This window comes from Vibrio harveyi NBRC 15634 = ATCC 14126 = KCTC 12724 (assembly GCF_001591145.1).
In the GTDB taxonomy this organism is placed as follows: Bacteria; Pseudomonadota; Gammaproteobacteria; order Enterobacterales; family Vibrionaceae; genus Vibrio; species Vibrio harveyi.
On record NZ_BCUF01000032.1, the window covers coordinates 1 to 24,433 of the forward strand.

Genomic DNA, 24,433 nt, shown 5'->3' on the forward strand with positions numbered 1-24,433 from the left:
TTCTTATTTTTAAAGAGCTACTCTTCTTTGTGACTTACATCACTTCGGAAGAGGCGGTCATTCTAGCTAGATAATTTTCTGTGTCAAACACTTTTTGCTATTTATTTTACTTTTTAAAAGTAAAGGCAATTAATTATTTCGCTTTTCTTTCTGACCTTGCCGACTTAGCTTCGAACCCTTGTGAGCTCTGCCCTGTCGACAAGGAGGCATTATAGAGATCGCGCTCACATTGGCAAGCGTTATTTTGCAAAAATTGCAAAAATAATAGTTAAACGACGACTTTTCGATCAAAGCCTTATTTATCCAACTTTACCCCAAGACTGCATACAACTTATCCACAGAGTTATCCTTTTTATGCTCCTTTTTCTTTCACTATATATAAAGAAAGCTGCTTTACAGCAGCTTTCTTTATTTACCCTAAACACGGCTTTTGCCAGATTAGCATCTAAATACCTGAGCCATCCTGCTCACTACCATCGTCTTCATGCAATCCACATTCACGCTTTAAACCAAAGAAACGAGTTTCTTCTTCCGACATGCCCGGTTCCCACTTTCTAGTAGTATGAGTGTCACCGACAGAAAGGTAACCTTGATCCCATAGAGGGTGATAACTCAAACCATGCTCTTCTAGGTAGTAGTGCACATCTTTATTCGTCCAGTCAATCACAGGTAAGAATTTAAATACACCATTTTGGATCGACAAGATTGGAAGACCAGCACGAGATTGACTTTGCTCTCGACGCAGTCCTGAAAACCAAGTACCGACATTTTGCTCACGCAGAGCTCGTCGCATTGGCTCGACTTTGTTTATCTTGTTGTACTTTTCAATTCCCTCTATACCCTGTTCCCAAAGTTTTCCATAACGTGCTTCTTGCCAATTCGCACTTTCTTTAGCTTGATACACTTTAAGGTTAAGGTTCAGTTGCGCTTTCAACTGATCGATGAATTGATATGTCTCTGCAAATAGATAGCCGGTGTCCGTTAGGATAATTGGAATATCCGGTTTTTGTTGTGTCACAAGATGGAGCATCACTGCGGCTTGGATACCGAAACTGGACGAGACAGCGAACTCCCCTTCCAAATTCTCCAATGCCCACTTTACTCTATCTTGTGCCGAAAGCTGTTCGAGCTCGACATTGATTTGAGCAAGACGGAGGATTTGCTCCGTCTTAGTTAATGTCAGTAACTCTGTTAGCTCCGGTTTGGACGCTACAGAATCAAGCATGGAAGTCCCTCTTTGATACGAATACTTCTTGGATAATGCCAGCTCGAATCGTGAAATCGCCAAATGCCTCGCCTTCTTCACGTTCAGCAGCCCAACGAGCCACCAGCAGATCAATCTCTTCTAAGATTTGCTTATCCGTAATGTTCTCTTTATACATCTTCGGTACACGAGTACCGCCTCGGTTACCACCTAGATGTAAGTTGTATCGACCTGGCGCTTTACCAACTAAGCCGATTTCTGCCAGCATTGCTCGCCCACAACCATTTGGACACCCTGTTACACGAAGAATGATATTGTCTTCTTCAGGCAGACCATGCTTTTCTAGAATATCTTCTACATCGGTTACAAATTGAGGAAGGAAGCGCTCTGCTTCTGCCATGGCTAATGGACACGTTGGAAACGCCACACACGCCATCGAGTTCTTACGTTGTTCACTTACGCCGTCATCCATCAAACCATGTTCACGAGCAATCTTCTCGATCTTCGCTTTTTGGCTTTTTGGTACACCAGCAACAATCAGGTTTTGGTTTGCAGTCATACGAAAATCGCCTTTATGGATTTTGGCAATTTCAGCAACACCCGTTTTAAGTGGTTTACCTGGGAAATCTAATAGACGACCATTTTCAATGAAGAGTGCTAGGTGATGCTTACCATCGATACCTTCAACCCATCCGATACGGTCACCACGTTCCGTGAATTCGTAAGGACGGCTTTGCTCAAACTTAACACCGGCACGTTTTTCTACTTCCGCTTTAAACACATCACTACCGACACGATCTAATGTGTATTTGGTTTTTGCATTCTTACGGTTAGAACGGTTACCCCAATCACGTTGAGTTGTTACTACAGCAGCAGCAACATCAAGCGTCTTCTCTAATGGAATAAAACCAAAGTCATCCGCTCTACGTGGATAAGTTGATGTATCGCCATGTGTCATCGCTAGACCACCACCAACAAGCACGTTAAAACCAACCAGCTTACCGTTATCTGCAATCGCTACGAAGTTAAGATCGTTAGCGTGTACGTCTACGTCATTTTGCGGTGGGATAACCACTGTGGTTTTAAACTTACGTGGTAGATAGTTCTTACCTAGAATCGGTTCGTCTTCTTCCGTGCTTTCTACTTTTTCACCGTCCAACCAAATCTCGGCATAAGCGCGCGTCTTTGGTAATAGATGCTCGCTGATCTTCTTCGCCCATTCGTAAGCTTCTTGGTGTAGCTCCGACTCCACTGGGTTAGTGGTACACAATACGTTACGGTTAACGTCACCCGCAGTTGCAATCGAATCAATACCAATGCTGTTTAGCGTTTGGTGCATCAACTTGATATTTGGTTTTAGCACGCCATGGAACTGGAACGTTTGACGAGTAGTAAGACGAATACTTCCATATAAAGAGTGCTCGGTTGCAAACTTGTCGATCGCTAGCCATTGCTTTGGTGTAATGATGCCACCCGGCATACGAGCACGAAGCATGACATTATGCAGCGGCTCCAACTTTTGTTTAGCACGCTCGTTACGGATATCACGGTCATCTTGCTGGTACATTCCGTGAAAACGAATCAATTGGAAGTTGTCTGCAGTAAAACCGCCAGTAATACGGTCTTGCAGATCTTGTTCAATCGTTCCACGCAGTAAATTACTTTCTCTTTTAAGGCGCTCATTATCCGAGAGTGGACCAAGCACCTCACCTAATACTTCTTGGCTGTTTGATTGTTGATTCGCGCTCATTAGTACACATCCCTTTGGTAACGTTTCGCTTTACGTAGATCGTTGATAAATGCTTCGGCTTCTTCACGAGATAGCTTGCCTTGTTGCTCGGCTACAAATACCAGCGAATCGTGAACATCTTTTGCCATACGAGTGGCATCACCACATACATAGATGTAGGCTCCATCTTGAATCCATTGCCACACTTGTTCAGCGTTTTCTAAGATGCGATGTTGAACATAAACCTTCTCTGCTTGGTCACGACTAAACGCAACATCAAGGCGAGTCAGCAAACCTGACTTGAGGTACTTCTGCCATTCAACTTGGTAAAGGAAATCTTGAGTAAAGGTACGGTCACCAAAGAACAACCAGTTCTTGCCTTCAGCGTCACGGTTATCACGCTCCTGAATAAAGCTACGGAAAGGCGCAATACCGGTACCAGGACCAACCATGATGATTGGTGTGTTGTCATCTTGTGGCAGTTTGAAGTTATTGTTGTGCTCAACAAACACTTTCACTTCACCGCCTTCTTCTAGACGTTGAGCGAGGAAACTTGATGCTCCGCCATAGCGCTTTTCATCACCTTTGTCGTATTCAACCAAGCCTACGGTAAGGTGAACTTCTTCATCGACTTCCGTTTGACTCGAAGCGATAGAATATAGACGAGGTGTCAATCGACGAAGTAAACCAACTAATTCTTCTGCACTTAACTTGGTCTTCTTCTCTGCAAGTACATCTACCACTTGGGTATTTGCAGCGTACTCACGAAGCTTGTCTTTATCTTCCACTAGCTTTTGTAGTTTCTTACTACCAGATAGCTCTGCGAATTTAGTGACAAACTGAGGGTTTGATGCGGTGATTTCGTACTTGCTAACCAATGCACTGTGAATAGAAAGGCTTTCGCCATCGACTTCAACACTTTCTACACCGGATAGACCAGCCTTCGCTAAGATAGCGTTGGCTAATTCTGAACTATTGTCGAACCAAACACCTAGCGCATCACCTGGCTGATAGGTCAAACCCGACTCTTCGAGATCAATCTCTACATGGCGAACGTCTTTACCTGAATCACGACCTGTGATTTTCTGGCTTGTCAGTAACGTTGCGGTATATGGATTTTGCTTGTTATAAGCAGAATGTCCTGGAGCAGCTTGACCAACAGGCAGTTGGACTACTTCTGCTTCATTGCCTGAAGAAAGGGCTTCTTTTACTTGTTCAAGCGCTTGCTTACGCCATTCAGCGGCCGGCGCTTCATAATCCACATCACAATCAATGCGATCGATGAAGGCAGTTGCGCCTAACTTAGACAAGTAAGTATCGAAGTCTTTGCCCGTTTGGCAGAAGAACTCATAACTAGAATCGCCCAGTGCGATCACGGCGTATTGTAGATTTGGTAACTTGGGTGCTTTTTTAGATTGAAGGAACTCATGCAGTTCAATGGCATTATCTGGCGCTTCGCCTTCACCATTGGTCGACGCCACGATGATCACGTGAGTCTCTTTTGCTAAGTTCTTGCCTTTGTAATCGCTAGCATCAAACAGCTCTACAGCAATGCCTTCTGCTTTGGCTTCTTGCTCTAGCGCTTCAGCAACGCCTTTCGCATTACCAGTCTGAGAAGCAAAAATGATGCTTAGCTTACCTGCTGGTTTTGCAGCAACAGAAGCAGCAGCCTGTGCGATTGGTGTTGCAGCCGCTGCACTTGGTTGGTTTTGAGCGAGTCCCCAGAAGTAACCGCTGACCCATGCAAGTTGCTGTGAAGACAACTCTGAGACAGTTTGCTGGAGTGAGTTAAATTGCTGGTCATTTAGTGGGCTTGCGATTGGTGGATTAGCACCCTGCCCATTATTATCTTCCGACACTTTCTTGTGAGAATATTCATTCTGTTGAAAAGACATTGTCACGACATCCCTATTCATTGCGTGACGATAGATTAACCACTCTCTCTAATAACAAGAAAGAATAGAAGAGAATGTTTTATAACTTTTTGGAAGTAAGAACGCTGAGCTTAGTGCTCAACGATCCTCAATACGAACTTGTTGAAAGCCAACCGCCAACGCCGATTTTGATGCCGTATCAAGATCATCATATAGGCACTCTTCCCCATGACTGTCTGTGAGGCAAACAAACCCACCACGGGCATGGCGAAACTCGACAACCCATCCTCCCTCTTGAATTGAAGGCTCTATAATGGCTTCGACTAGCTGGTTGTCACGAAATAGATGTCGTAATTCGTTTATTGTCATCGCAATCCCTGCTCCAACTTTTATACATTGCTCCTAGATAAGCATGGTAGAAGAGTGAAACTTGGGCGAGAAATTCGATTTAATATAATGAAGTGATATAAAAAAACGCCGCTTATAAAGCGACGTTTTAAAGGATTTGATGTTATGTAGTTAGAAAGAGTATTGAGCACCAACGAAGAAGCCGTCTGCAAAGATAAACTCTTTACCTAGGCTCGATAAAAACTCCTCTGACTCTAAATCAATCACACGGTAACCACCACGGAAAGTGAGTTGAGACTCTTGAAAAGGAATTCGATACTGAACACCAGCCATTAGATCAGTACTCTTGATACCTTTGTTATCACCAAAGTTCATCTCACCAATTACATCAAAGTTTGTATTTGGCACAGTGATTTCTGCGTAGCCATACCAAGCCCAAATCAGCTCATCAAAATCTTCCGTACGAGCATTAGTGCCTGCGTCTACGTATTTTGTATCACTCAAGTTACTAAAAGTAAGACCCGCATCGAAGTGCATCAGGTCGTGTTCAAGAATTTGGTAGTAAAGAGTAAGGTCGAGCTTCTCAAAACCCATGTAATCCGCATCAACACTTGAGTAACGAAGGCGCGCATTCGGTACGTATTTCACGTCATGCTCAATCGCAGCGTAGAAAGACCCCGTTGTGTCGCTATCTCTTCTTACTTCATTCACTTTGGTATCCGCTACCCAAACTTCCCCACCAACCGTCGTAGTGAAAGAAGACTCTTGTTCTGCGAAACAAGGGTAAGACGCAGCCAACGATAGTGTCGCTAAAGCGATGGTCGCTTTATATGTCATGTAATTTTTACTCCGAGATAGCTGATTTCAACATTAAGGGGCATGTGAGAAATACTAACATACTCTCACAGCCCACCATCAACTAAATCTCTACTATCCGTTACTTATAACGAGGCTGGGCAACGAAGTTTTTAAAAAACCATATACCTAGTGCAATGACTATCAACCAAGGCAATAGTTTTAGTACAGCGCCTACCATACCCAATAAGAACATCACAACCAATGCGATACCTGTTGCGGCAAATACCGTTACCATAGTAATACCGGTTACTAATAGGGTTGCTGTGAAAACTAAAATAAAGATCAGCTCCAACATAATCACTTCTCCTTTGTTTTAGTTTTACTAGAGCAGGTTCCATACCAACTTATAAATATATATCTAATACCATGATCTATAAGTAAAAATAAAGCCAGAGGCATTTCTGCACTCTGGCTTTGTTATTTATCAGTTGGTAAATTTCACCAACCACTGGTGAAATTTACACGTTCAATTCTTTTGGAATCTTCGCCAGTGCATCTTGCAGCACTTCTAGACCTGAACCCGGTTTGTGCGCGTTTTCACTGATGTGACGACGCCATTGACGAGCACCAGGCATGTTTTGGAACAGACCCAACATATGACGCGAGATATGACCAAGGTAAGCACCTTTTGCCAATTGCGCTTCAATATACGGGAACATCTCTTCAACGATTTCGCTGCGCTTTTTCACTGGTGCATTTGAACCAAACAGCTCTTGGTCAACAGATGCTAGCAAGTAAGGGCTTTGGTAAGCCTCACGACCAATCATCACACCATCTAGGTGTTGTAGATGCTCTTTCGCTTCTTCTAAAGATTTCACGCCACCGTTAATCGCAATCGTTAGGTGTGAGAAGTCCTTCTTCAATTGGTAAGCGCGTGGGTAATCCAATGGTGGGATCTCACGGTTCTCTTTCGGGCTTAGACCACTTAACCATGCTTTACGTGCGTGGATAGTGAACTGCTCACAGCCGCCCTTCTCAGAAACAATAGACACGAAATCCGTTAGGAATTCATAAGAATCTTGGTCATCGATGCCGATACGTGTTTTCACAGTAACAGGCACGTCTACCACATCTTTCATCGCGGCTACGCAGTCTGCGACCAACTGCGGCTCTGCCATTAGGCATGCACCAAATCGACCATTTTGAACGCGATCCGATGGACAACCAACGTTTAGGTTAATCTCATCGTAGCCACGCTCTTGCGCAAGCTTGGCACACGTTGCCAAATCTGTTGGGTTTGAGCCACCAAGCTGAAGGGCTAACGGATGCTCTTCCTCGTTATAAGCCAGGAAATCCCCTTTTCCATGAATGATCGCGCCTGTAGTCACCATTTCGGTGTACAGCAGGGTTTCTTTGGTCATTAAGCGATGGAAGTAGCGACAATGACGATCCGTCCAATCGAGCATGGGAGCGACAGAGAGTCTAGATGATGGGTACATTTTACAATACTCCTTTAGTATCAGCATCTTAAGGCAAATACCACAAAGGGGCATTGCAACATTATCTGTCTCATTTGAGCTTATTTTAGCACCGAGGGACAGATAGGGGACAAAACAGGGGACATGCAATGCCCCCTAAAAATACCATTAAAGGCGGCGGATTATAGCTATCTACGGACATAGCTTCAATGCTGCTGAGCAAAAGTAAATCACCTCTAAAGCAATCTATCCAACGCTAGAGGTAAACATGGCTACAATCAACATCGAAAAGGTCGCACGTAAATCAGGGGTCAAATATAAAGCCAGAGTCAGAGCTTCACGGCATAACAAGCGAGTATTCGAGAAATCTAAAACATTCGACAAAAAATCTCTCGCACAAGCGTGGGCTGACGATGTCGTAAAAGGACTAGAGGACAATGGCATACCATCGATAGACATGCCTAAGCAGAATATCCTCATCGGAGATCTGATTACCTTGTATCTTAACGATCAGATAACCTCAAAAGATCTTGGTCGCTCAAAAGAAGCGGTATTACGCAGACTTCGTAGCTACGATATCGCTTTGGTACAAGCAGATCAGTTGACAGCAACACATCTGGTAAGACATTGCAGAGAAAGACTTAATGAACCTAGTGCACCTTTGCCCCAAACTGTATATCAAGATATCACTTACCTGCGAAGCGTCATTAATGTTGCTGGCCCTATCTTTGGATACAAAGCAAATATTCATGCCCACAATGAGGCTATTCCAACTCTCGTTAAATATAGGCTCATTGGTCGAAGCAATAAACGTGACCGCAGACCTAGCAAAGAAGAACTAGCTCTTGCTGAAGAAGGGCTACTCAAAAGACAAAACCATCGTGCATCCCACATACCATTAGTAGATATCTTCCACATATCGATACTTACATGTATGCGTTTAGGTGAAATCACACGTGTAACTTGGAAGGATCTTTCGTTAGTCGACAACACAATCACCATCAGAGATCGCAAAGACCCACGCAAAAAAGCGGGAAATCATTGCACTATCCCACTTTTTCCCGAAGCGCTGAAGATTATTGAGCGTCAGCCCAAACTCGAAGAGCGTATATTCCCATACAACCCAACTTCAATTGGGGCGGCATGGCAACGTATGTGTAAATCCCAAGGCATTGAAGACCTGCACTACCACGACCTAAGGGCTGAAGGAGCATGCCAGCTTTTTGAAAGGGGGCTAAACATCGTTGAGATATCTAAGATTACAGGGCATAAAGATATCAACGTATTAAACAACATCTACCTACGTGTAGGGGTAGCTAACCTGCACGATAGATAGTCATACAGTTAAAGTTAGGCTTGACTAAATCAAGCCTAACCGTGATCTAGTTAACATTTATAGTAATAAATATCTTAAAAAAACAGATTATCAAATCTGCTTTAAGTATGTGAATCACTTCAACTCTTCACAGGTTTCCCCCAGCGAAGTCCGTGAATTACTTGAAAAACGCCTTCACTTTACTTATTTAAAATCAAACAGTTAAATAAACACCTTCTAAAAATATCAATACTTAGAGGGGATTCAATGCCATCAATTTTTATCGAAAAAGTTAACTCCAAATACAAAGTCAGAGTTAGGGGCTTAAAGAACGATCCATTTAAAGGTCAAAAAACTCGCACGTTCCCTTCACGAGCACAAGCGGAAGTATTCATAAGAAAACTCCAAAAACAGTTTAAAAGCGGTGATTTCGGTTTTTTCTGTGGAACAAAGAGCTACCTTACTATCGGTGAAGTGATCGAGTTAATCATCAATCACCCTCAAGGCGCCCCAAAAAGCACCATTGCCCTACTCAAACGAATCTCGAAAAAAACGCCTATTAGCTCAGTGCCAGCAGAAAAAGTTAATAGCTTCCATTGGTACAACTTAGCCGTTTACATGCACGACAACTGGAAGAATCAACCACAAACCATTGCCCACAACTTATCGACTTTGAAAACTCAACTTCAAGATGCCAAAACTATACTTCGTTGCAACGTAGATCTTAGGTCATATCCAGATGCTCTAAGTACACTCAAACGAAAAGGCTACGTTACTCAAAGCAAAGAAAGAACACGTCGCCCTACTCAATCAGAACTAAATACTATTACGGCTCGACTTAGACTGGAATGTTCGAACAAGCGGAGGAAGATTCCATTACTGGATATCTTCGAGTTTGCAATTGAAACAGCGGCAAGGGTCGGAGAGATTTGTAGTAAACGAATATCATGGCAAAACTACGATGAAGATGCAGGCACTCTGACGATTACCAAGCGTAAGTCACCAAAAAAAGGAAGAGAGGTTCGCTCATGCTTTGAACTTTCACCAAAAGCGATCGAGATTATTGAACGCCAACCACGAGGCAAAGATACGGATCCTATTTTTCCATACAACAAAAATTCTTTTGGCTCTGCTTGGCGAACGATAATGAAAGAACTGAACATTCAAGACTTGAGATTTCATGACCTTCGAGCAGAAGCATTATGTCGATTGTACGACAAGGGCTGGGATCTATCTTCGATATCGAAAGTATCGGGACACAGAGATCTAAACATTCTCAACAACATCTATCTTCGCTTCTACCCTTCATACACCAGTCGGCTGGTAGCTTAACCTTCGTATACGCCCTCAACTTCAATCAGAACTGTTGATGAGGGCTAGCTCTTACCAAAAGCATAGGTGTTCAGTACACCTACTTCCCCCTCAAAAAACATGGCACCACTAAACGATGAGGGGTAACCGAAATTCAACAACTACTTGGTCATAGAAATAAGTCTTAAAGTAAATAGGTGAGAGTTAAAGATCCCAGCAGAAAAGTGCCTTTTCGCTGGTATGTAAGTTAGGTGATAAATGAAATATATAAATAATAGGTAATAAAGAGTGACACAGCCCTTATGTACCAATGCTTTCAGAGGCATTGGGGTACTTAATTTGGTATCTGAAGTTACAGAAATTGGTAGTTTTTACTTACTGACTTTGGGACACATGGTTACACAATTTGGTAGACGTATTTTTTTCTTTCGACACTTGAACACTTGTAAATTTCTCACTAGCCTTCTGGAAAAGTAATTATCATGAACGCATTAAGCCACACTTTTCAGCATAATTTTTCTAAATTACTTTCCAATGATTCTCTTGCGTTCCAAACACAAGGTGGGCTTGCTGACCGTCAAGAATCAAATAAAAGAAAACCATATCAACTGAGTGATTCGGCGCTTAGAAATGTTCCTCCGGCTAACCCCTATGGCGGAAAGAAAGTAAAACTCAAAAGCTCACTGGTCTTTGCCGATTACTCTCTAAGTATTCAATCACTTCGACTATTGAACTATGCAATGAGTTATTTTGACAATGAGCCTTATTTCACCGCCAAACGATTCAGTAACGAAGATGCTCACAAGACTTTGGATTGGCACTACGGATTTATTGAAGACCGAACCATTCTAATTCCAGCTAGGGAGGCTGTCCGAATTATCCAGTCAGGCAAGAAGGTAAGCAATAACTACAAAGTGCTCTACAAGGCTGTTGATGAGCTATGTCAAGCAGATATATTGTTCAAGGAGAAGCGAAATGGTGTTACTACAACTAAGCCAGCTAGGATTACAGACACCGTTTATGTACATAGATGCGACGTAAAAAAACAGAAATTTGTTGTTCTGAGTTTCTCCTTAGATTTTATGTCAGCTGTTGTTGCTGAAAGTGGCTACCAAGCATGTGCTCTATCCACTATTAACTCTTTTAGCTCTTCACATGCTGCACGCTACTATCATTGGTTTCTGAATGGTCTTTACAAACGTAAGTTTGAGTTGAAAGTTGAAGAGATAAGGCAACGGTTCGGTCTTGATGAGTTTTCACATCAGAAGCACTTCTTCAAGCGTCTAGTTGAACAACCTGTAAAAGAAGTTATCAAAAAAACTGATCTTCAAATTGATATTGAGCAAATCAAGGACAATCAGAGAAGAGGCAACCCATTGGTTAGAGTTAAGTTCAAGATTAAACGAGACTCTCGTGTGGACGAAATCAGCGATAAAAAAGCAGAATAAGTAATGTTATAGCAAAGCCACACTAGAACCGTAACTATTCTAATTTTAACAACACAGTACGCCCTTAAAGTTGAGCCAGTAACAAAAACTGGCTCTCTCTTCCAAAATTAACTTTCAGACTTACCTAAACCCTTCATCAATACATCAAACATCAACCCAGCAAAGCCTTTTGCAACAGCCTCATTAGATAGTAGCTTCATTGCCATTTCGTTATGAACATCCATACTTTCAATCACGGCATTGCTGATTGACTCAGGGAACTGCCCTAGCATCGCCTGTTCTTTGGTATTACTGCGAAGCTGATCCATTACCACTTCATTTTCTGAGATTTTACCTGCAATGGTATTTGCGTAATTGAGCATATCATTTTCAGATAATCCATCTTCAATGAACAAATCGTTCATTCTCTCGATGATCTCGTTGAGAAACTCAGTTTTTGGATCTTTAGGCGCTGCGCCAGAACCTTCTTTTGCCGCTGGTAGGTAAGGTTTAGGCTCTTCGCCAATTTTATTACCTAGTTGCAAATCCGCTTCACGCTGCTCGTGCAAACGGTAATGGGTCATTACCACATCAGTTAAATCTATATCGTCTTCCACGATATCTAAACGTAATAGTGGATGAAGGTGTTTAGCGAAGATACTGAGCTTTTCTAGCTCATAATCATCAAAATTAACGATCTGAGAAGTAAACTCATAGTAGCGATAGAATGAGATTAAATCCTTCTTGAATACTTCCAGAATATCTCGTGCTTCTTTAGCGTGTTTGACGCTGTTTTCTGCAAACTTAATCCTCTTATCGTTCTTTTCGATTTTCGCTTTGGACAATTCAGCCTGTGCCGATTGAAGTACCTGAGTGGCTTCTTTGTAACGAACCGAGAAGCGGTCAACGGCTGGTTTACACAAATTGGCTAGTTTGGCTTGATTAGCTTGTTTGTCATTGTAAGTATCTACAAACGCTTCAACCTCTCGCCATTGGTAAATACCGACCTTATCAAGCTTTTTCATCAGCTCATAGACGATATTCGGATCTGACACGCCAGCCAGTTCAGCCGTTTGGAAATAAACCTTAAACTCTGCCAAGATCTCTTCTGGGTCATTCACAAAGTCGAGCACAAAGGTCTTGTCTTTAAGCTTGTGGGTGCGATTCAAACGTGAAAGTGTCTGAATACATTCAACACCTTTTAGTGGCTTATCGACATACATCGCAACTAACTTAGGTTGGTCAAACCCCGTCTGAAACTTGTTCGCTACCAACATTACCTGATAATCGGCGGTATCAAATGCTTTACGCATATCACGACCACGCAGATTCGGGTTTATATTGGTTTCAGTGAATGGCTGATCGGGTAAGTCTGGGTCATTCACTTCACCAGAAAACGCAACCATTGCATTAACATTATCGTAGCCTTTAGATTGAACGTATTTTTCAAACGCCAGTTTGTAACGCACCGCTTCTAAACGACTGCTGGTTACAACCATCGCTTTTGCTTCACCGCCTAGCAAGTGTTTCACTTTTTCGTTGAAATGCTCAATGATGGTTTCCACTTTCTGAGCAATATTGTAAGGATGTAAGCGAACCCATTTCGCCATTTTTGAAGCGGCTTTTTTGCTATCCACTTCTTGGTCTAAATCTGGATTTTCGTGGGCTAGTTGGTAAGCAACTCGGTAACTGGTGTAGTTTTGCAGAACATCGAGGATAAAACCTTCTTCAATAGCTTGGCGCATTGAATAAACGTGAAACGGCGACGGTTTGTTTGTATCACTTGCTGGTTCATCAAGATTTGGTCTGCGACCAAACAGCTCTAATGTTTTTGCTTTTGGTGTGGCAGTAAATGCAAAGTAACTGAGTTTGTTTGAACCTTTACGAGCTTCAAGTGATAAGCGCAGCATATCTTCACTGTCTAGCTCTTCGTTACCGTCTAGTTGCTCTGCCATTAATACTTCACGCAATTTACGTGCGGTTGTTCCTGTTTGGCTAGAGTGTGCTTCATCGGCAATAACCGCATAGCTTCGACCAGCAAGGGTTGAGTCTTTGCGGATCGCTTCTAAAACGTGAGGGAACGTTTGAATCGTTACGATAATGATAGAAGTGCTTGCCTTTAGCTCTCCTGCTAATTGGCTAGATTTAGAGCCTTGAGCCTCTTCTCTGTTAACACGAGCAATCATACCTTCGTTATGGTCAAACTGATATATAGTGTCTTGCAACTGGCTATCAAGTACCGTTCGGTCAGTGATGACGATTACGGAATCAAACACCTTATCCCCTGCTTGTTTTTCAAGCTCTGGGTGGTCGGTATAGTAGTGTTTTGATGCGAGTTGGTGAGACAGCCACGCAATTGAGTTTGATTTACCAGAGCCTGCACTGTGCTGAATTAGGTATTTATGACCAGTGCCTTCGCTATCCACCGTTTTAAGCAGCTTAGAAACAACCGCCCATTGGTGATAACGAGGGAAAATCATTGTCTCTTTGACTTTGATTGAGCCGTCTAACTGTTCTTCATCTTTCACTTCGAGGTGAATGTATCGGCTTAAGATAAGCAACAGGTTATCTTTCTGGAAAATCTCTTTCCAGAGGTAAGAGGTCGCATAGCTGCCGTCTTCAGGCACATCATTACCTTTGCCACCGTCAGCCGTACCTTGGTCAAAGGGTAAGAAGAATGTCTTTTTACCCGCTAAACAAGTAGTCATTGCGACATTGTATTGGCTCACAGCAAAGTGAACCAATGCACCACGTTTAAAGGTCAATAACGGCTCTGGTTTACGAGTTTTTGGATCTTTTGGCTGCCTGTCCTTCATATATTGGACTTTGGCGTTATCAATCGACTGCTTAAACTCAGACTTCAACTCACAAGTCGCAACAGGGATACCGTTGACGAAAAGGGTTAAATCTAAACGACCATCATAACCATTTGGTGAATAAACTAGTTCAGGAACAACACGCAGAATGTTTTGCTCATAACGTGCCGTTGCCGTTGGGTTTAGATCGTGATCAGGTTTGAAACTGCAAAGGTCAAACTTCGCCCCACGATTATTGAGTTTATTTCGCAATACCCAAAGTGTGCCTTCGTTTTTAAGCTCTTGCTCCAATGACTTGAGGAGAGCATCAGCGGTTGCGTGAGGGTTATGTTCTGTATCTGGGAAATGCTGCGCTAACTTATCCCACTGTTCTGATTGTGTAGCTTTAGCAAAAGCGATCACATCTTCAGGGTAAAGTGCCAACTCTTTGTTGTATCTGTTCGATTCACCCAGCAACCAGCCGTGAGACTGCATTTGGTCAAGGATGTCGTTTTGGAATATTGTCTCTTTTGCCTTATCTGACATTGTTTCGCCCTTTATACAACTTCCGCAATTCTTCGTTTTAACTCATTGAAAACATTCCTTGAAAATTGTTCTACAATCTCTTCTTCAATGAGTAATTTTAATGCCGCCTCTTCATATTCACCTTGACTTTCTATGATTGCATTTTGTAATAACTTCGGATAATCACCTTGCTTAGCCCGATCTTCAGGGTTATTTTTAATTTGTTCCAGAAGACTTGCATCTGTCATCAGCTTTTCAATTATTATGGCTTCATAAACTGGGGAGATTATCTGTTCAAAATTAACAATCGTATCCTCTTGAGGTTTCACTTTTATATTAGTGTCCTTCTTTAAGAACCTAGCTACATTATCAATTTCTGGGAACAAAGTTGCCTCTGAGATAGACAATGTTGCAAGCTCTTTTAACAGGTTCTCTTTCGAACCCTTTGGTATAGCGATGTGCTTAACGTCGGGACGGAAATGTTCAGGTATACGAATTGGGTCTGTTTTTTTATTTCCCATACCGAACAAAAAGAACGCACCACTCTGTTTTACTATTCGACGGTTGTCCAACTTCGGCTTTACACAGATAACAGAGTGTAAGTGTTCCTCTTTAATGTAAGGTTTGAAGTAGGGTTTTTCGGCTTGGATTGAGTGAAGAAATCGCTCTTGCTCCTCGGTATTGGAGAAGTCAAAGTTTGCTTCTGCTCTAGCCAAGTTACTAACGACAGAAACCGTATCACTATTAAAGTACTTAATTTCATCATTTGGCACTTGGTAAATTAGTACCTGTCCATTCTTGGCATTTTTATCCCTAGAGGTCTCGGGAATCAACGTGCAACAGGCAAAATATAGAGCGACTAAAGGGTTACTTGTAATGTCAAGCAATCTTGTAGGTAAACCATAATGTTGCATTTTGACCAAGAAATCGAAGGTAGATACACAATCTTTAAACTCTTCAGGACACTGAGTCACCAAATTATGAAATAATTCACCTTCACTCTCCACATAACGACTTTTCTTTGCATCATCATTCTGGTTTCTGAAAATAGTAGGCAAAGGATTAAAAGCATCTGAGGCGTGACCACGATAAAACAGTGTATGGTCATCCTTTACCTGTATTTCCGAGCAAGCAGCAATGAAGTGGGCTAGAGACTTAATATGTTTAACTGCCACAATTAAGCCTCCCAATCACTGATATCAATTTTACCTGTTACGGCTGCTGAAATAAGAGCCGCTTTTCGCTCTCTTAAAGTGCTACTTAATAACTCTGATTTCGATATGGCATAGTCAATTTTTGTTAATTTTGGGGCTGTACATTCAATAATTTCATTTTGTTCTTTTACGCAAGGAATTGGTATCGTCAAGTTTTTGATGTTTGACATGTTCAAAAATGGTTGAACATTCGAGTTTGCTATCAACATCAACTGTTGATTCATTGACTGAATTACCCAAACAAGAAATTCAGGAAGGTACAATGTACGTTCAACTGTTATCTTACAACTACCTGTAGTTGAGAGTATTGCTTCAGGTATGTCAGACGGAAGTAAGCAAGCATTTCCAATAGTCCCTACTTTAGAAAACAGTACATCATTAGGATGTACAGAGTGCCTTTGCAGTTGTCGAAACTTCTCTTCACGCATAAACATCAGATTATCTTTAACGAAACCTTTATTTGTTATGTTTACGGTTCTTACGACAGGAATACCATCATCTACATAATCTTCAGATGTATTTACGCTGGAGCCAAATGGTCCATCAACAATTGAATTTTTTTCTTTATCAACAATATGTTTTAAAGCCCCAACATTCCAATGTTCAGGGACTTCACCCAGCCATTCAACGCCTGAGTCTTTCACTGATACGTCTGGGTTAAGCCCTTTGGTAACTGCATGAAAAATTACTGCTTGGCGTTTTTCTTTCAACAGTTCAATCAACTTGTCTTGTTTAGCCATTAAGTCGTCAATTTTGGCCGTTTCGTGATCAAGGAAGTTGGCTATTGTTTGTTGCTCCGAGGTGCTCGGATAAGGATATACAACCTCATTAAATGCTTCTGTAGGAAGACGCCAACGCCCTAAATGCGCACTGCCTTGTCCAAGAGGAAAGAAGATTTTTTGCTTGTAGCACATTTGCAACAAATATAGATAGTATTTGGCATTGAACTGTTTATCATCTTTAAGCGTGAATACCCTGTAGTCAGGGCTAGTCACACCGTTAAAGCAAGATATATCTACATACCCTGTTAACAAATCCATATGGTTCATAGCAAAATCGCCTTCAAAAACCAATTGGTATTTTGAATAGTCCATTGAAAGCTGACCATCACCACTCTCAATATCTTTAACGATAATTCCCTTTTGCGTTACTGAGAGAACATCAAAACCTAACTGCCCTGCAATTCTCTTTTTGATATCGAAAATATACTTAAGGCGTTTAACCCCCCAGTGACTGGGAATTTCGCCAATCCAATCCACACCTGAACTAAAGTAGTCTGGATATTTCTTGTAACTACTAGCCATTATGAATGTACCTCGTTCAGCAACTTCCGAATTTCAGCAGATACTGAATCCAAATCAGCATCAATTTCTTCTAAATCTCGTGGTGGTTCATAAACATAAAAATGGCGATTAAATGGAATCTCATAACCGATGACACCAACCTCTCCATCTGTAGGGTCGGTTTTACTTTCATCAATCCAAGCATCTGGCACATGAGGTAACACTTCACGAGCAAAGTAGTCAGCAGCCGTTTCTGTTAGGGGAATGTTTTCGTTATCCCGAAGCTCTGGATTTGCTTCCTTTTGACCTTTTGTTTTACACAATTCAGCTTCAGCATCATGTTCACCAAGGTGTTTAATGATCAGTCTTAACTGCGCTGCGCTAATTTTGAACATATACAGTTTAGTTTTGAGCTGCTTGAGGAACTCATCACGAGACAGGTACTTTTCTTGTTCAAAAGAGTCAAGAGCGTTCAGCACGGCTTGTTGCGTATTTTCATCTATTTTTGCCCATGCATTATCTGCTTGTAAGGCTTCAAGACGTAGTAAATCTTTAGGGTAAATAGCTAACTGAAGAGGTCGCTCAACGGTAATCCTGCGATAGCCAAATTCTTCGTAATCAAAAATTTTACTAAAGTCATTTTCGACAAACTGACCATAAGTTTTCACTATAGTATCAATCGCTTCAGGAGTAAGCGCTTTACGCTTACTTCCCAGCGATTTTCGCATTACAGCATAAAACACACCATCATCATCACCTTCTACTTCACTACCGCCACTACGTCCTCTACCACCATTCTTCGCTCGCTCTTTTGATGCATTGATAAGCTGAACTTTGCCCTTACGTTCATCGGTCTTATGGCTAGATAGCACCCAAATATAAGTTGCAATACCAGTGTTGTAGAACATATCAGTAGGCAGAGCCACAATTGCCTCAAGTAAGTCGTTTTCAAGAATGTAGCGTCTAATTTCACTTTCACCGCTACCAGCACCACCGGTAAAGAGAGGTGAACCATTCAAGATAATACCTATTCGTGAACCGCCTTCGCTTTGGGGGCGCATTTTGCTAATCAGGTGCATCAAGAATAGCAACGAACCGTCAGAGACTCGTGGTAAGCCTGCGCCAAATCGACCTTCAAAACGTTTTTGATTGTGCTCATCATTTATCTTTTTTTGAATCTTTTTCCAATCTACCCCAAACGGTGGATTTGACAGCATATAGTCGAATTTATCGCTGTAGAGTTGGTCATTCGATAATGTATTGCCGAGCTTAATGTTGTCGACCTTTTGCCCTTTTATCAGCATATCCGCTTTACAGATAGCATAGGACTCAGGATTTAGTTCTTGTCCAAACGCCGATAAAGACGCTTTTTCGTTGAGCTGAAGAACATATTCCATAGCGGATGATAAAAAGCCCCCGGTGCCTGCGGTAGGGTCATAGATTGAACGTACCAATCCTGCACTGGTTAACTCTTTTTCATTTGTGAACAGTAATGAAGTTGTCAGCTCCACAATATCTCTTGGGGTGAAGTGCTCCCCTGCGGTTTCATTAGAGCTTTCAGCAAAACGTCTTATTAGCTCTTCAAACACTAACCCCATATCGTAGTTACTAATAGTATCTGGGTGGAGATCTTCTTTCTTAAAGTGTTTTACCACGTTGTAAAGTAAATCCGCTTCTTGCAGTTTGTCGATAGTATTGGAAAAGTCGAAGTGTTCAAAAATTTCACGAGCATTAGGACTAAATGATTGAATGTAGCTCTCTAGGTTACTTGCTACACCTGTTTCACCAAGGCGGTTTAAGTCCATTTTTGAAGTGTTGTAAAAGCTCAACTGCGCTGCGTGCGTCAATAGTTTATCTTGTGCCTCTATTGGCATCGCCTTTACTACTTCGTATTTTGCGAGAACGTCTGGTTTTGTCGCTTCAAGCACACACTCTAAGCGTCTTAGTAGAGTGAAAGGGAGAATGATACGTCCGTATTGAGATTGCTTGAAATCACCACGTAGAAGGTCAGCTACTGACCATAAAAACGCTGCTGTCGAAGAGAAATTGTTGTTAGTCATTATAATCAGCACATTGAATATGAAAGTTGTGCAGATTATACAACAGAGTGACATCGCTCGCTGCTAGTTCTACCGCATAAACAACAAGCTAAGTACTATCTAAGAGCGCCTTATTTTGGCGCTTCAGGGTAAAGGAACACATTATTAAGCCTCGTAATTAGGTATTCCTAGCAAGATTTTTTGGGCGATCATCTCCACAATGTCTGTAACTTTTTTATCTCTCTCTACCATCAGTAAAGCAATTGAGTCCGCATTAAGTTCGGGTTCAACCCTGCCATCCAATTGGTTTTCAATAGCGTACGCAAATAGGCAACGCTCTGTTAACTTTTGAACCCAGCGTAACCGAGAAGATCGTGTTTCAATATCCAAAGTTGAAACAAATCCAGCCTCTTTACATTTGCCGACAACAAGACTTTCGATTGTTGTTTCTCTGAACCTTTCAATTTGAACAGCTTGTAGTATTGGTGAGTTAGTATTCATAGGTTTTTATTTAAAACTAACCAATTTTTTCTCATATACCAACCGATGCATTCAAAGGGGTAGTTAAGAAGGGATTCCCCCCTTCTTGCCAGTGGACAACAACTCAGCGAAGCTGGGTTGTCCTATCTGGAACCGCAGCTCTGTATACAGGGTTAGCAGCAAGTTTTGGAACAAGAGCAACTAGTTAGTATGCTTAAAGAAAATGAACCAACATGCTAAAAAACTGGACTGTCATTACCCAACCCGTTCGCCTAGCAAGCGATGGTATAATGATGCGGGAGCGCTATTTACTCAATGCTAAACATGCAAACCACAAGCATACTGAGCACATCATCTCCATCTATGGTTGTGCCAAAACATCTCATCAAATCGCATTGGCTGGAGAAGGTTTTCGACTCAAACAACAACTCAACAATCGCAAAGGAGGGCGACCACTATCGAGCTATGCGATGGAATATTGCCTGACGCTCCCCAAAGGGTATCGACCCACTCCAAAACAATGGCAAAGCGTTGTAAGGGATTGTTGTATCGCTTTAGCCAAGCATTGCAAATTGAATAAAGCAGAGTTTGCTCAGTTTCGTCAGCAAATCCGTGCCGTTATTCACCAGCAACACCAAAGCGGCAGAGGCGGTAGTGGTGACCATGTCCATCTAGTCATAGGAAAAATTGTTGGCAATCGCATCCTAAAAGAACTCCAGCAAAAAAAAGCAACAAAGCTGATTAAAAAGGCTTTCAATCAATCAGCGCTAAAGCACATTGGTATCGATTACCGTAGTTACGCACCAGAAGAAAACAAAAAAGGGAAACGACTTGGCGAATGGCAGTATCAATACGAAAAATCTCAAGTTGCTCTGGAACTGGAAAAGCAAGTTTTGCAGATGCAGAAACAGTTCAAGAAGTGGCTCACTGCCCTTGAAGAAAGTGACGAAAGGCAAAAACGCCGACAAAAAAACCGTTTGATGAAAACCTATGACTCTATCGATCATAGGCTATTGTCATCAAAGCAAAGTGAGGAAATCGAAAATATAAGAAAAAGGATACCGTAGCTAGCAATACCTGTTGAGTGACTAGGGCTGCATCCGGCACCAGTCTTGGTGAGACTCGCATAATTGACGTTCGATAAATGAAGCTAAGTGATCAAAACTAACGTACCAAGGGAGCTTTTGAGACTCACCTAGTCGAACCACAGGGAAAGGGAGTTCACTGTTTCGGGCTTTACGTTTTGCTGTGTTAGGCGTTAAGCCTAAGTATTCCTCTGCAACTTCACTCAATGGGATAAGGGGTTGGTAGTTGTACTTTGCCGCCAAAAGGGATTTTGTTGATGGAGAACCCAATAAGCTTGTCATTCTAGCGTCCTAATATCAAAGTCTGTCTATAGCTTTGGGTATTTAGCTGCTAACTTTCACGCCCATCAAGCGTTTTTTTGACCTTCGTTTGTAGGGGACGTAAGATAGGAGCGAGAGTGATTTACTGCTTGTGTTTGTGGTAACCGTCCCTCATCCATCCCTCACTATTTCAGCAATAGACGTAACGCCTTGTTTTAGCTGAATCAACCTCTCTAATCACTTCCAATCCAACATTGGTGCTACAGAGAGCCTGCAAGAATGAGTCATGATATAAACACCCGTTTTTACGTTGCCAAGATAGAGCGCGACGGTGCGCTCAAAAAATGAAGTCGGGTATTGTATACCCACCGTGCAGTGGATGCGAGTGTTGTGAGCTTACTTACCAATAGACATATTTCGGCATTGGGATCTCGTTCTGTGATATCGGTTACTCTCTCTGATATACACTGGCTTGCTTTAATTCATGATTTTCGTTCTGATAGTAGGTAAAATGAAGCCTTTCTAAACGAACTTCGTATAGAAATGGTTTATCATAAAGCACGTCCGATAGTTATGGTGAAAGATTTGGACCCAACAATCCTTGAACAAATTGAACATATCTGCGCTGAGCGCGGAGTAAGGTTGACGCCGCAACGCCGACGCGTTTTTGAGCTCATTTGTTCTAATCGCCGCGCCTCTAGTGCGTATGAGCTATTGGAGCAACTGAAAGAGAGTGAACCACAAGCGAAACCACCGACGGTATACCGAGCATTAGATTTTCTTCTAGAACAAGGCTTTATTCATCGAGTGGAATCTAACAACAGCTTTATCACTTGCTGTTCGTTCAACACTCAACAGCACTTTTTCCAACTGCTAATTTGCGATAAATGTGGCGATGTCGTTGAACTTGAAGACGAGACGCTGATATCCTTATTAGCCAATAACGCCGAGAAACATGGATTCAAACTGACGAATCAAGTTATCGAAACCCATGGCGAATGCCAGGCATGTTCCTCGGAGACGAAATAAGAAAGATAGAAGAACGTTATGCGCGCTGAATTTGTAAACCCGTTTTTAGCTTCTTTAATGAATGTTCTAAAAACTATGGCTTCGCTTGAACTGAAGCCACAAAAACCGCGAATCAAGAAAGATGAGATCGCACGAGGTGACGTTTCTGGTCTTATCGGTATGGTTGGTCCACAAACTCGTGGCTCAATGTCGATTACCTTTGATGAAGCGTTAGCACTGGAAATCATGCAGAACATGCTTGGTGAACGTCCAAATGGACTGAACGAAGAAGTGACGGATATGGTTGGTGAGATCACTAATATGGTGACAGGCGGTGCGAAACGCATTCTAGCGGAAAGTGGGTTTGACTTTGATATGGCAACACCAGTTGTAGTATCTGGTCGAGGTCACACCATTCGCCACAAGTGTGAAGGCTCAATCATCATCATGCCTTTCTCTTCACAGTGGGGAAATGCCTTCATCGAGATTTGTTTCGAATAATAGAGAAAAAATAGGTTGGTCCGTACCAACCTATTTTGTTTCTGCCCCAGGCAATAAAAAAGGTCAGCATTTGCTGACCTTTTCTTTTTCTATTCAAACATTAAGCTTTAAACGCTTTAAATGCATTGATTAGACCGTTTGTCGAGCTATCGTGTGAGTTGATTTCAGACTCATCAGCTAGCTCAGGTAGGATTTGGTTCGCTAGTTGTTTGCCTAGCTCAACACCCCATTGGTCGAAGCTGAAGATGTTCCAGATAACGCCTTGAACGAAGATTTTGTGCTCGTACATTGCGATCAGGTTACCTAGCGTGCGAGGTGTGATTTGCTTAACTAGGATAGAGTTCGTTGGGCGGTTACCTTCAAATACTTTGAACGGAACTAGAGACGCCATTTCTTCTTCGCTCTTACCTGCTTTCGCAAATTCTGCTTTTACTGTTTCTGCTGACTTACCAAATGCCAATGCTTCTGTTTGTGCAAAGAAGTTAGACATCAGTTTTTGGTGGTGATCGCTTGCTGGGTTGTGGCTGATTGCTGGTGCAATGAAGTCACATGGGATCAGCTTAGTGCCTTGGTGAATCAGTTGGTAGAACGCGTGCTGACCGTTAGTTCCTGGTTCACCCCAGATGATAGGACCAGTTTGGTAAGTCACTGCGTTACCTTCACGGTCAACGTACTTACCATTAGATTCCATGTTACCTTGCTGGAAGTACGCTGCAAAACGGTGCATGTACTGGTCGTAAGGTAGGATTGCTTCAGACTCAGCGCCATGGAAGTTGTTGTACCAAATACCGATCAGAGCAAGAATCACAGGGATGTTGCTTTCTAGATCTGTCGATACGAAATGGTTATCCATCTCGTGAGCACCGTCTAGAAGCTCGATAAAGTTGTCGTAACCTACAGACAATGCAATTGAAAGACCGATTGCTGACCATAGTGAGTAACGACCACCAACCCAGTCCCAGAACTCAAACATGTTGTCTGTGTCGATACCAAACTCAGATACCGCAGGAGCATTAGTAGATAGCGCTGCGAAGTGCTTAGCAACGTGTGCTTGATCGCCAGCAGTTTCTAGGAACCAATCACGAGCAGAGTGCGCGTTTGTCATGGTTTCTTGAGTCGTGAACGTCTTAGACGCGATCAAGAATAGTGTTGTCTCTGGGTCTACTTTCTTCAAAGTCTCAACGATGTGAGTACCATCAACGTTAGAAACGAAGTGTAGGTTCAGGTGGTTTTTGTATGGTGCCAATGCTTCTGTCACCATGTAAGGACCAAGGTCTGAGCCGCCGATACCGATGTTTACGATATCTGTGATTGCTTTACCTGTGTAACCTTTCCACTCACCGCCGATTACACGCTCAGTGAAGGATTTAATTTTTTCTAGAACCGCGTTTACCGCTGGCATTACGTCTTCGCCGCCAACCATTACAGGTTTGTTCGAGCGGTTACGCAGTGCAGTGTGAAGAACAGCGCGATCTTCTGTTTTGTTGATCGCTTCACCACTGAACATCGCTTCAATTGCTGACTTAAGCTCAGTCTCGTTAGCAAGAGCGAACAGGTGCTTCAGAGTTTCCTCGTTGATTAGGTTCTTTGAGTAATCGACTAGGATATCTGAGCCGAAGCGTGCTGAGTATTTGTCGAAACGCGCAGCGTCTTGAGCAAATAGCTCTTTCAGATCCATATCTTGTGCAGATTCGAAATGCGCAGTTAGCGCTTTCCAAGCTTGTGTTTGCGTTGGATTGATATTTTTCAACATGGTCT

Annotated in this window: 20 protein-coding genes; 6 read left to right on the plus strand and 14 right to left on the minus strand. The window is 42.3% G+C overall.

What is annotated here, in order from left to right; genetic code table 11:
- Nucleotides 1–445 precede the first annotated feature (445 nt).
- The 7 genes from VHA02S_RS16410 to dusA form a co-directional block, all read right to left on the minus strand.
- A complete protein-coding gene (locus VHA02S_RS16410) occupies nucleotides 446–1,225 on the minus strand; it encodes a phosphoadenylyl-sulfate reductase (protein WP_005451533.1) in 780 nt (259 codons plus the stop codon).
- A complete protein-coding gene (cysI, locus tag VHA02S_RS16415; RefSeq protein ID WP_017817604.1) occupies nucleotides 1,218–2,954 on the minus strand; it encodes an assimilatory sulfite reductase (NADPH) hemoprotein subunit in 1,737 nt (578 codons plus the stop codon). Before cysI ends, VHA02S_RS16410 begins: the two co-directional genes overlap by 8 nt.
- Nucleotides 2,954–4,828: an assimilatory sulfite reductase (NADPH) flavoprotein subunit gene (locus VHA02S_RS16420; protein WP_102949558.1), complete on the minus strand. Its 1,875-nt coding sequence runs from the start codon at nucleotides 4,826–4,828 to the stop codon at nucleotides 2,954–2,956. Before VHA02S_RS16420 ends, cysI begins: the two co-directional genes overlap by 1 nt.
- A gap of 117 nt (nucleotides 4,829–4,945) precedes the next feature.
- Nucleotides 4,946–5,176 (minus strand): hypothetical protein, encoded by a 231-nt coding sequence (locus VHA02S_RS16425; RefSeq protein WP_005451530.1) that lies wholly within the window; start codon nucleotides 5,174–5,176, stop codon nucleotides 4,946–4,948.
- A gap of 150 nt (nucleotides 5,177–5,326) precedes the next feature.
- Nucleotides 5,327–5,992 (minus strand): TIGR04219 family outer membrane beta-barrel protein, encoded by a 666-nt coding sequence (locus VHA02S_RS16430; protein ID WP_038898100.1) that lies wholly within the window; start codon nucleotides 5,990–5,992, stop codon nucleotides 5,327–5,329.
- 100 nt (nucleotides 5,993–6,092) lie between these two features.
- Complete coding sequence (gene pspG, locus VHA02S_RS16435) at nucleotides 6,093–6,308, minus strand: envelope stress response protein PspG (protein ID WP_005451528.1); 216 nt, start codon at nucleotides 6,306–6,308, stop codon at nucleotides 6,093–6,095.
- Nucleotides 6,309–6,471: 163 nt separating this feature from the next.
- Nucleotides 6,472–7,452: a tRNA dihydrouridine(20/20a) synthase DusA gene (gene dusA, locus VHA02S_RS16440; protein ID WP_038898101.1), complete on the minus strand. Its 981-nt coding sequence runs from the start codon at nucleotides 7,450–7,452 to the stop codon at nucleotides 6,472–6,474.
- A 247-nt stretch (nucleotides 7,453–7,699) separates the two neighbouring features.
- On the opposite strand from dusA, the gene VHA02S_RS16445 reads away from it, so the two are divergent.
- The 3 genes from VHA02S_RS16445 to VHA02S_RS16455 all read left to right on the plus strand — a co-directional run bounded on the left by VHA02S_RS16445 (nucleotide 7,700) and on the right by VHA02S_RS16455 (nucleotide 11,505).
- Complete coding sequence (locus VHA02S_RS16445; RefSeq protein ID WP_038898102.1) at nucleotides 7,700–8,767, plus strand: site-specific integrase; 1,068 nt, start codon at nucleotides 7,700–7,702, stop codon at nucleotides 8,765–8,767.
- Nucleotides 8,768–9,013: 246 nt separating this feature from the next.
- The gene (locus tag VHA02S_RS16450) at nucleotides 9,014–10,078 is read left to right on the plus strand and encodes a site-specific integrase (RefSeq protein ID WP_038898103.1); all 1,065 of its coding nucleotides are present in this window, start codon (nucleotides 9,014–9,016) and stop codon (nucleotides 10,076–10,078) included.
- Nucleotides 10,079–10,539: 461 nt separating this feature from the next.
- A complete protein-coding gene (locus VHA02S_RS16455) occupies nucleotides 10,540–11,505 on the plus strand; it encodes a replication initiation protein (RefSeq protein ID WP_038898105.1) in 966 nt (321 codons plus the stop codon).
- A 107-nt stretch (nucleotides 11,506–11,612) separates the two neighbouring features.
- Here the strand turns inward: VHA02S_RS16455 and VHA02S_RS16460 are convergent, their stop codons facing one another.
- The 5 genes from VHA02S_RS16460 to VHA02S_RS16480 form a co-directional block, all read right to left on the minus strand.
- Nucleotides 11,613–14,825 carry a type I restriction endonuclease subunit R gene (locus VHA02S_RS16460; protein ID WP_038898106.1) on the minus strand — a complete coding sequence of 1,071 codons (3,213 nt, stop codon included), beginning with the start codon at nucleotides 14,823–14,825 and terminating at the stop codon, nucleotides 11,613–11,615.
- Nucleotides 14,826–14,836: 11 nt separating this feature from the next.
- A complete protein-coding gene (locus VHA02S_RS16465; protein ID WP_050567801.1) occupies nucleotides 14,837–15,979 on the minus strand; it encodes an FRG domain-containing protein in 1,143 nt (380 codons plus the stop codon).
- 2 nt (nucleotides 15,980–15,981) lie between these two features.
- On the minus strand, nucleotides 15,982–17,322 hold the full coding sequence (locus VHA02S_RS16470) for a restriction endonuclease subunit S (protein WP_038898107.1): 1,341 nt from the start codon (nucleotides 17,320–17,322) through the stop codon (nucleotides 15,982–15,984).
- Nucleotides 17,322–19,361, minus strand: coding sequence for a type I restriction-modification system subunit M (locus VHA02S_RS16475; protein WP_038898109.1), 2,040 nt, complete (start codon nucleotides 19,359–19,361; stop codon nucleotides 17,322–17,324). The genes VHA02S_RS16470 and VHA02S_RS16475 overlap by 1 nt, the downstream gene beginning before the upstream one ends.
- A gap of 144 nt (nucleotides 19,362–19,505) precedes the next feature.
- A complete protein-coding gene (locus tag VHA02S_RS16480) occupies nucleotides 19,506–19,841 on the minus strand; it encodes a hypothetical protein (RefSeq protein WP_038898110.1) in 336 nt (111 codons plus the stop codon).
- A gap of 212 nt (nucleotides 19,842–20,053) precedes the next feature.
- Here VHA02S_RS16480 and VHA02S_RS16485 point away from each other — a divergent pair, with 212 nt between their 5' ends.
- Nucleotides 20,054–20,887: a hypothetical protein gene (locus VHA02S_RS16485; RefSeq protein WP_038898111.1), complete on the plus strand. Its 834-nt coding sequence runs from the start codon at nucleotides 20,054–20,056 to the stop codon at nucleotides 20,885–20,887.
- Nucleotides 20,888–20,908: 21 nt separating this feature from the next.
- Here the strand turns inward: VHA02S_RS16485 and VHA02S_RS16490 are convergent, their stop codons facing one another.
- Nucleotides 20,909–21,187, minus strand: coding sequence for a pyocin activator PrtN family protein (locus VHA02S_RS16490; protein ID WP_038898112.1), 279 nt, complete (start codon nucleotides 21,185–21,187; stop codon nucleotides 20,909–20,911).
- A gap of 552 nt (nucleotides 21,188–21,739) precedes the next feature.
- Between VHA02S_RS16490 and zur the strand changes: the two genes are divergently transcribed.
- Nucleotides 21,740–22,195, plus strand: a complete 456-nt coding sequence (gene zur / locus VHA02S_RS16495; RefSeq protein WP_009697566.1) for a zinc uptake transcriptional repressor Zur — start codon at nucleotides 21,740–21,742, stop codon at nucleotides 22,193–22,195.
- A gap of 18 nt (nucleotides 22,196–22,213) precedes the next feature.
- Nucleotides 22,214–22,675: a chemotaxis protein CheX gene (locus tag VHA02S_RS16500; RefSeq protein ID WP_005381269.1), complete on the plus strand. Its 462-nt coding sequence runs from the start codon at nucleotides 22,214–22,216 to the stop codon at nucleotides 22,673–22,675.
- Between the two features lie 100 nt (nucleotides 22,676–22,775).
- On the opposite strand, the gene pgi is transcribed toward VHA02S_RS16500, so the two are convergent.
- Nucleotides 22,776–24,428, minus strand: a complete 1,653-nt coding sequence (gene pgi / locus VHA02S_RS16505) for a glucose-6-phosphate isomerase (protein ID WP_033007639.1) — start codon at nucleotides 24,426–24,428, stop codon at nucleotides 22,776–22,778.
- Nucleotides 24,429–24,433: the final 5 nt, after the last annotated feature.

Coding starts and splice junctions, on each gene's coding strand:
- VHA02S_RS16460 (WP_038898106.1), bottom strand. CDS start 14,825: ATGTCAGATAAGGCAAAAGAGACAATATTCCAAAACGACATCCTTGAC.
- VHA02S_RS16425 (WP_005451530.1), bottom strand. CDS start 5,176: ATGACAATAAACGAATTACGACATCTATTTCGTGACAACCAGCTAGTC.
- pspG (WP_005451528.1), bottom strand. CDS start 6,308: ATGTTGGAGCTGATCTTTATTTTAGTTTTCACAGCAACCCTATTAGTA.
- zur (WP_009697566.1), top strand. CDS start 21,740: ATGGTGAAAGATTTGGACCCAACAATCCTTGAACAAATTGAACATATC.
- dusA (WP_038898101.1), bottom strand. CDS start 7,452: ATGTACCCATCATCTAGACTCTCTGTCGCTCCCATGCTCGATTGGACG.
- VHA02S_RS16470 (WP_038898107.1), bottom strand. CDS start 17,322: ATGGCTAGTAGTTACAAGAAATATCCAGACTACTTTAGTTCAGGTGTG.
- VHA02S_RS16420 (WP_102949558.1), bottom strand. CDS start 4,828: ATGTCTTTTCAACAGAATGAATATTCTCACAAGAAAGTGTCGGAAGAT.
- VHA02S_RS16485 (WP_038898111.1), top strand. CDS start 20,054: ATGCTAAAAAACTGGACTGTCATTACCCAACCCGTTCGCCTAGCAAGC.
- pgi (WP_033007639.1), bottom strand. CDS start 24,428: ATGTTGAAAAATATCAATCCAACGCAAACACAAGCTTGGAAAGCGCTA.
- VHA02S_RS16490 (WP_038898112.1), bottom strand. CDS start 21,187: ATGACAAGCTTATTGGGTTCTCCATCAACAAAATCCCTTTTGGCGGCA.
- VHA02S_RS16430 (WP_038898100.1), bottom strand. CDS start 5,992: ATGACATATAAAGCGACCATCGCTTTAGCGACACTATCGTTGGCTGCG.
- VHA02S_RS16475 (WP_038898109.1), bottom strand. CDS start 19,361: ATGACTAACAACAATTTCTCTTCGACAGCAGCGTTTTTATGGTCAGTA.
- VHA02S_RS16455 (WP_038898105.1), top strand. CDS start 10,540: ATGAACGCATTAAGCCACACTTTTCAGCATAATTTTTCTAAATTACTT.
- VHA02S_RS16410 (WP_005451533.1), bottom strand. CDS start 1,225: ATGCTTGATTCTGTAGCGTCCAAACCGGAGCTAACAGAGTTACTGACA.
- VHA02S_RS16500 (WP_005381269.1), top strand. CDS start 22,214: ATGCGCGCTGAATTTGTAAACCCGTTTTTAGCTTCTTTAATGAATGTT.
- cysI (WP_017817604.1), bottom strand. CDS start 2,954: ATGAGCGCGAATCAACAATCAAACAGCCAAGAAGTATTAGGTGAGGTG.
- VHA02S_RS16480 (WP_038898110.1), bottom strand. CDS start 19,841: ATGAATACTAACTCACCAATACTACAAGCTGTTCAAATTGAAAGGTTC.
- VHA02S_RS16445 (WP_038898102.1), top strand. CDS start 7,700: ATGGCTACAATCAACATCGAAAAGGTCGCACGTAAATCAGGGGTCAAA.
- VHA02S_RS16450 (WP_038898103.1), top strand. CDS start 9,014: ATGCCATCAATTTTTATCGAAAAAGTTAACTCCAAATACAAAGTCAGA.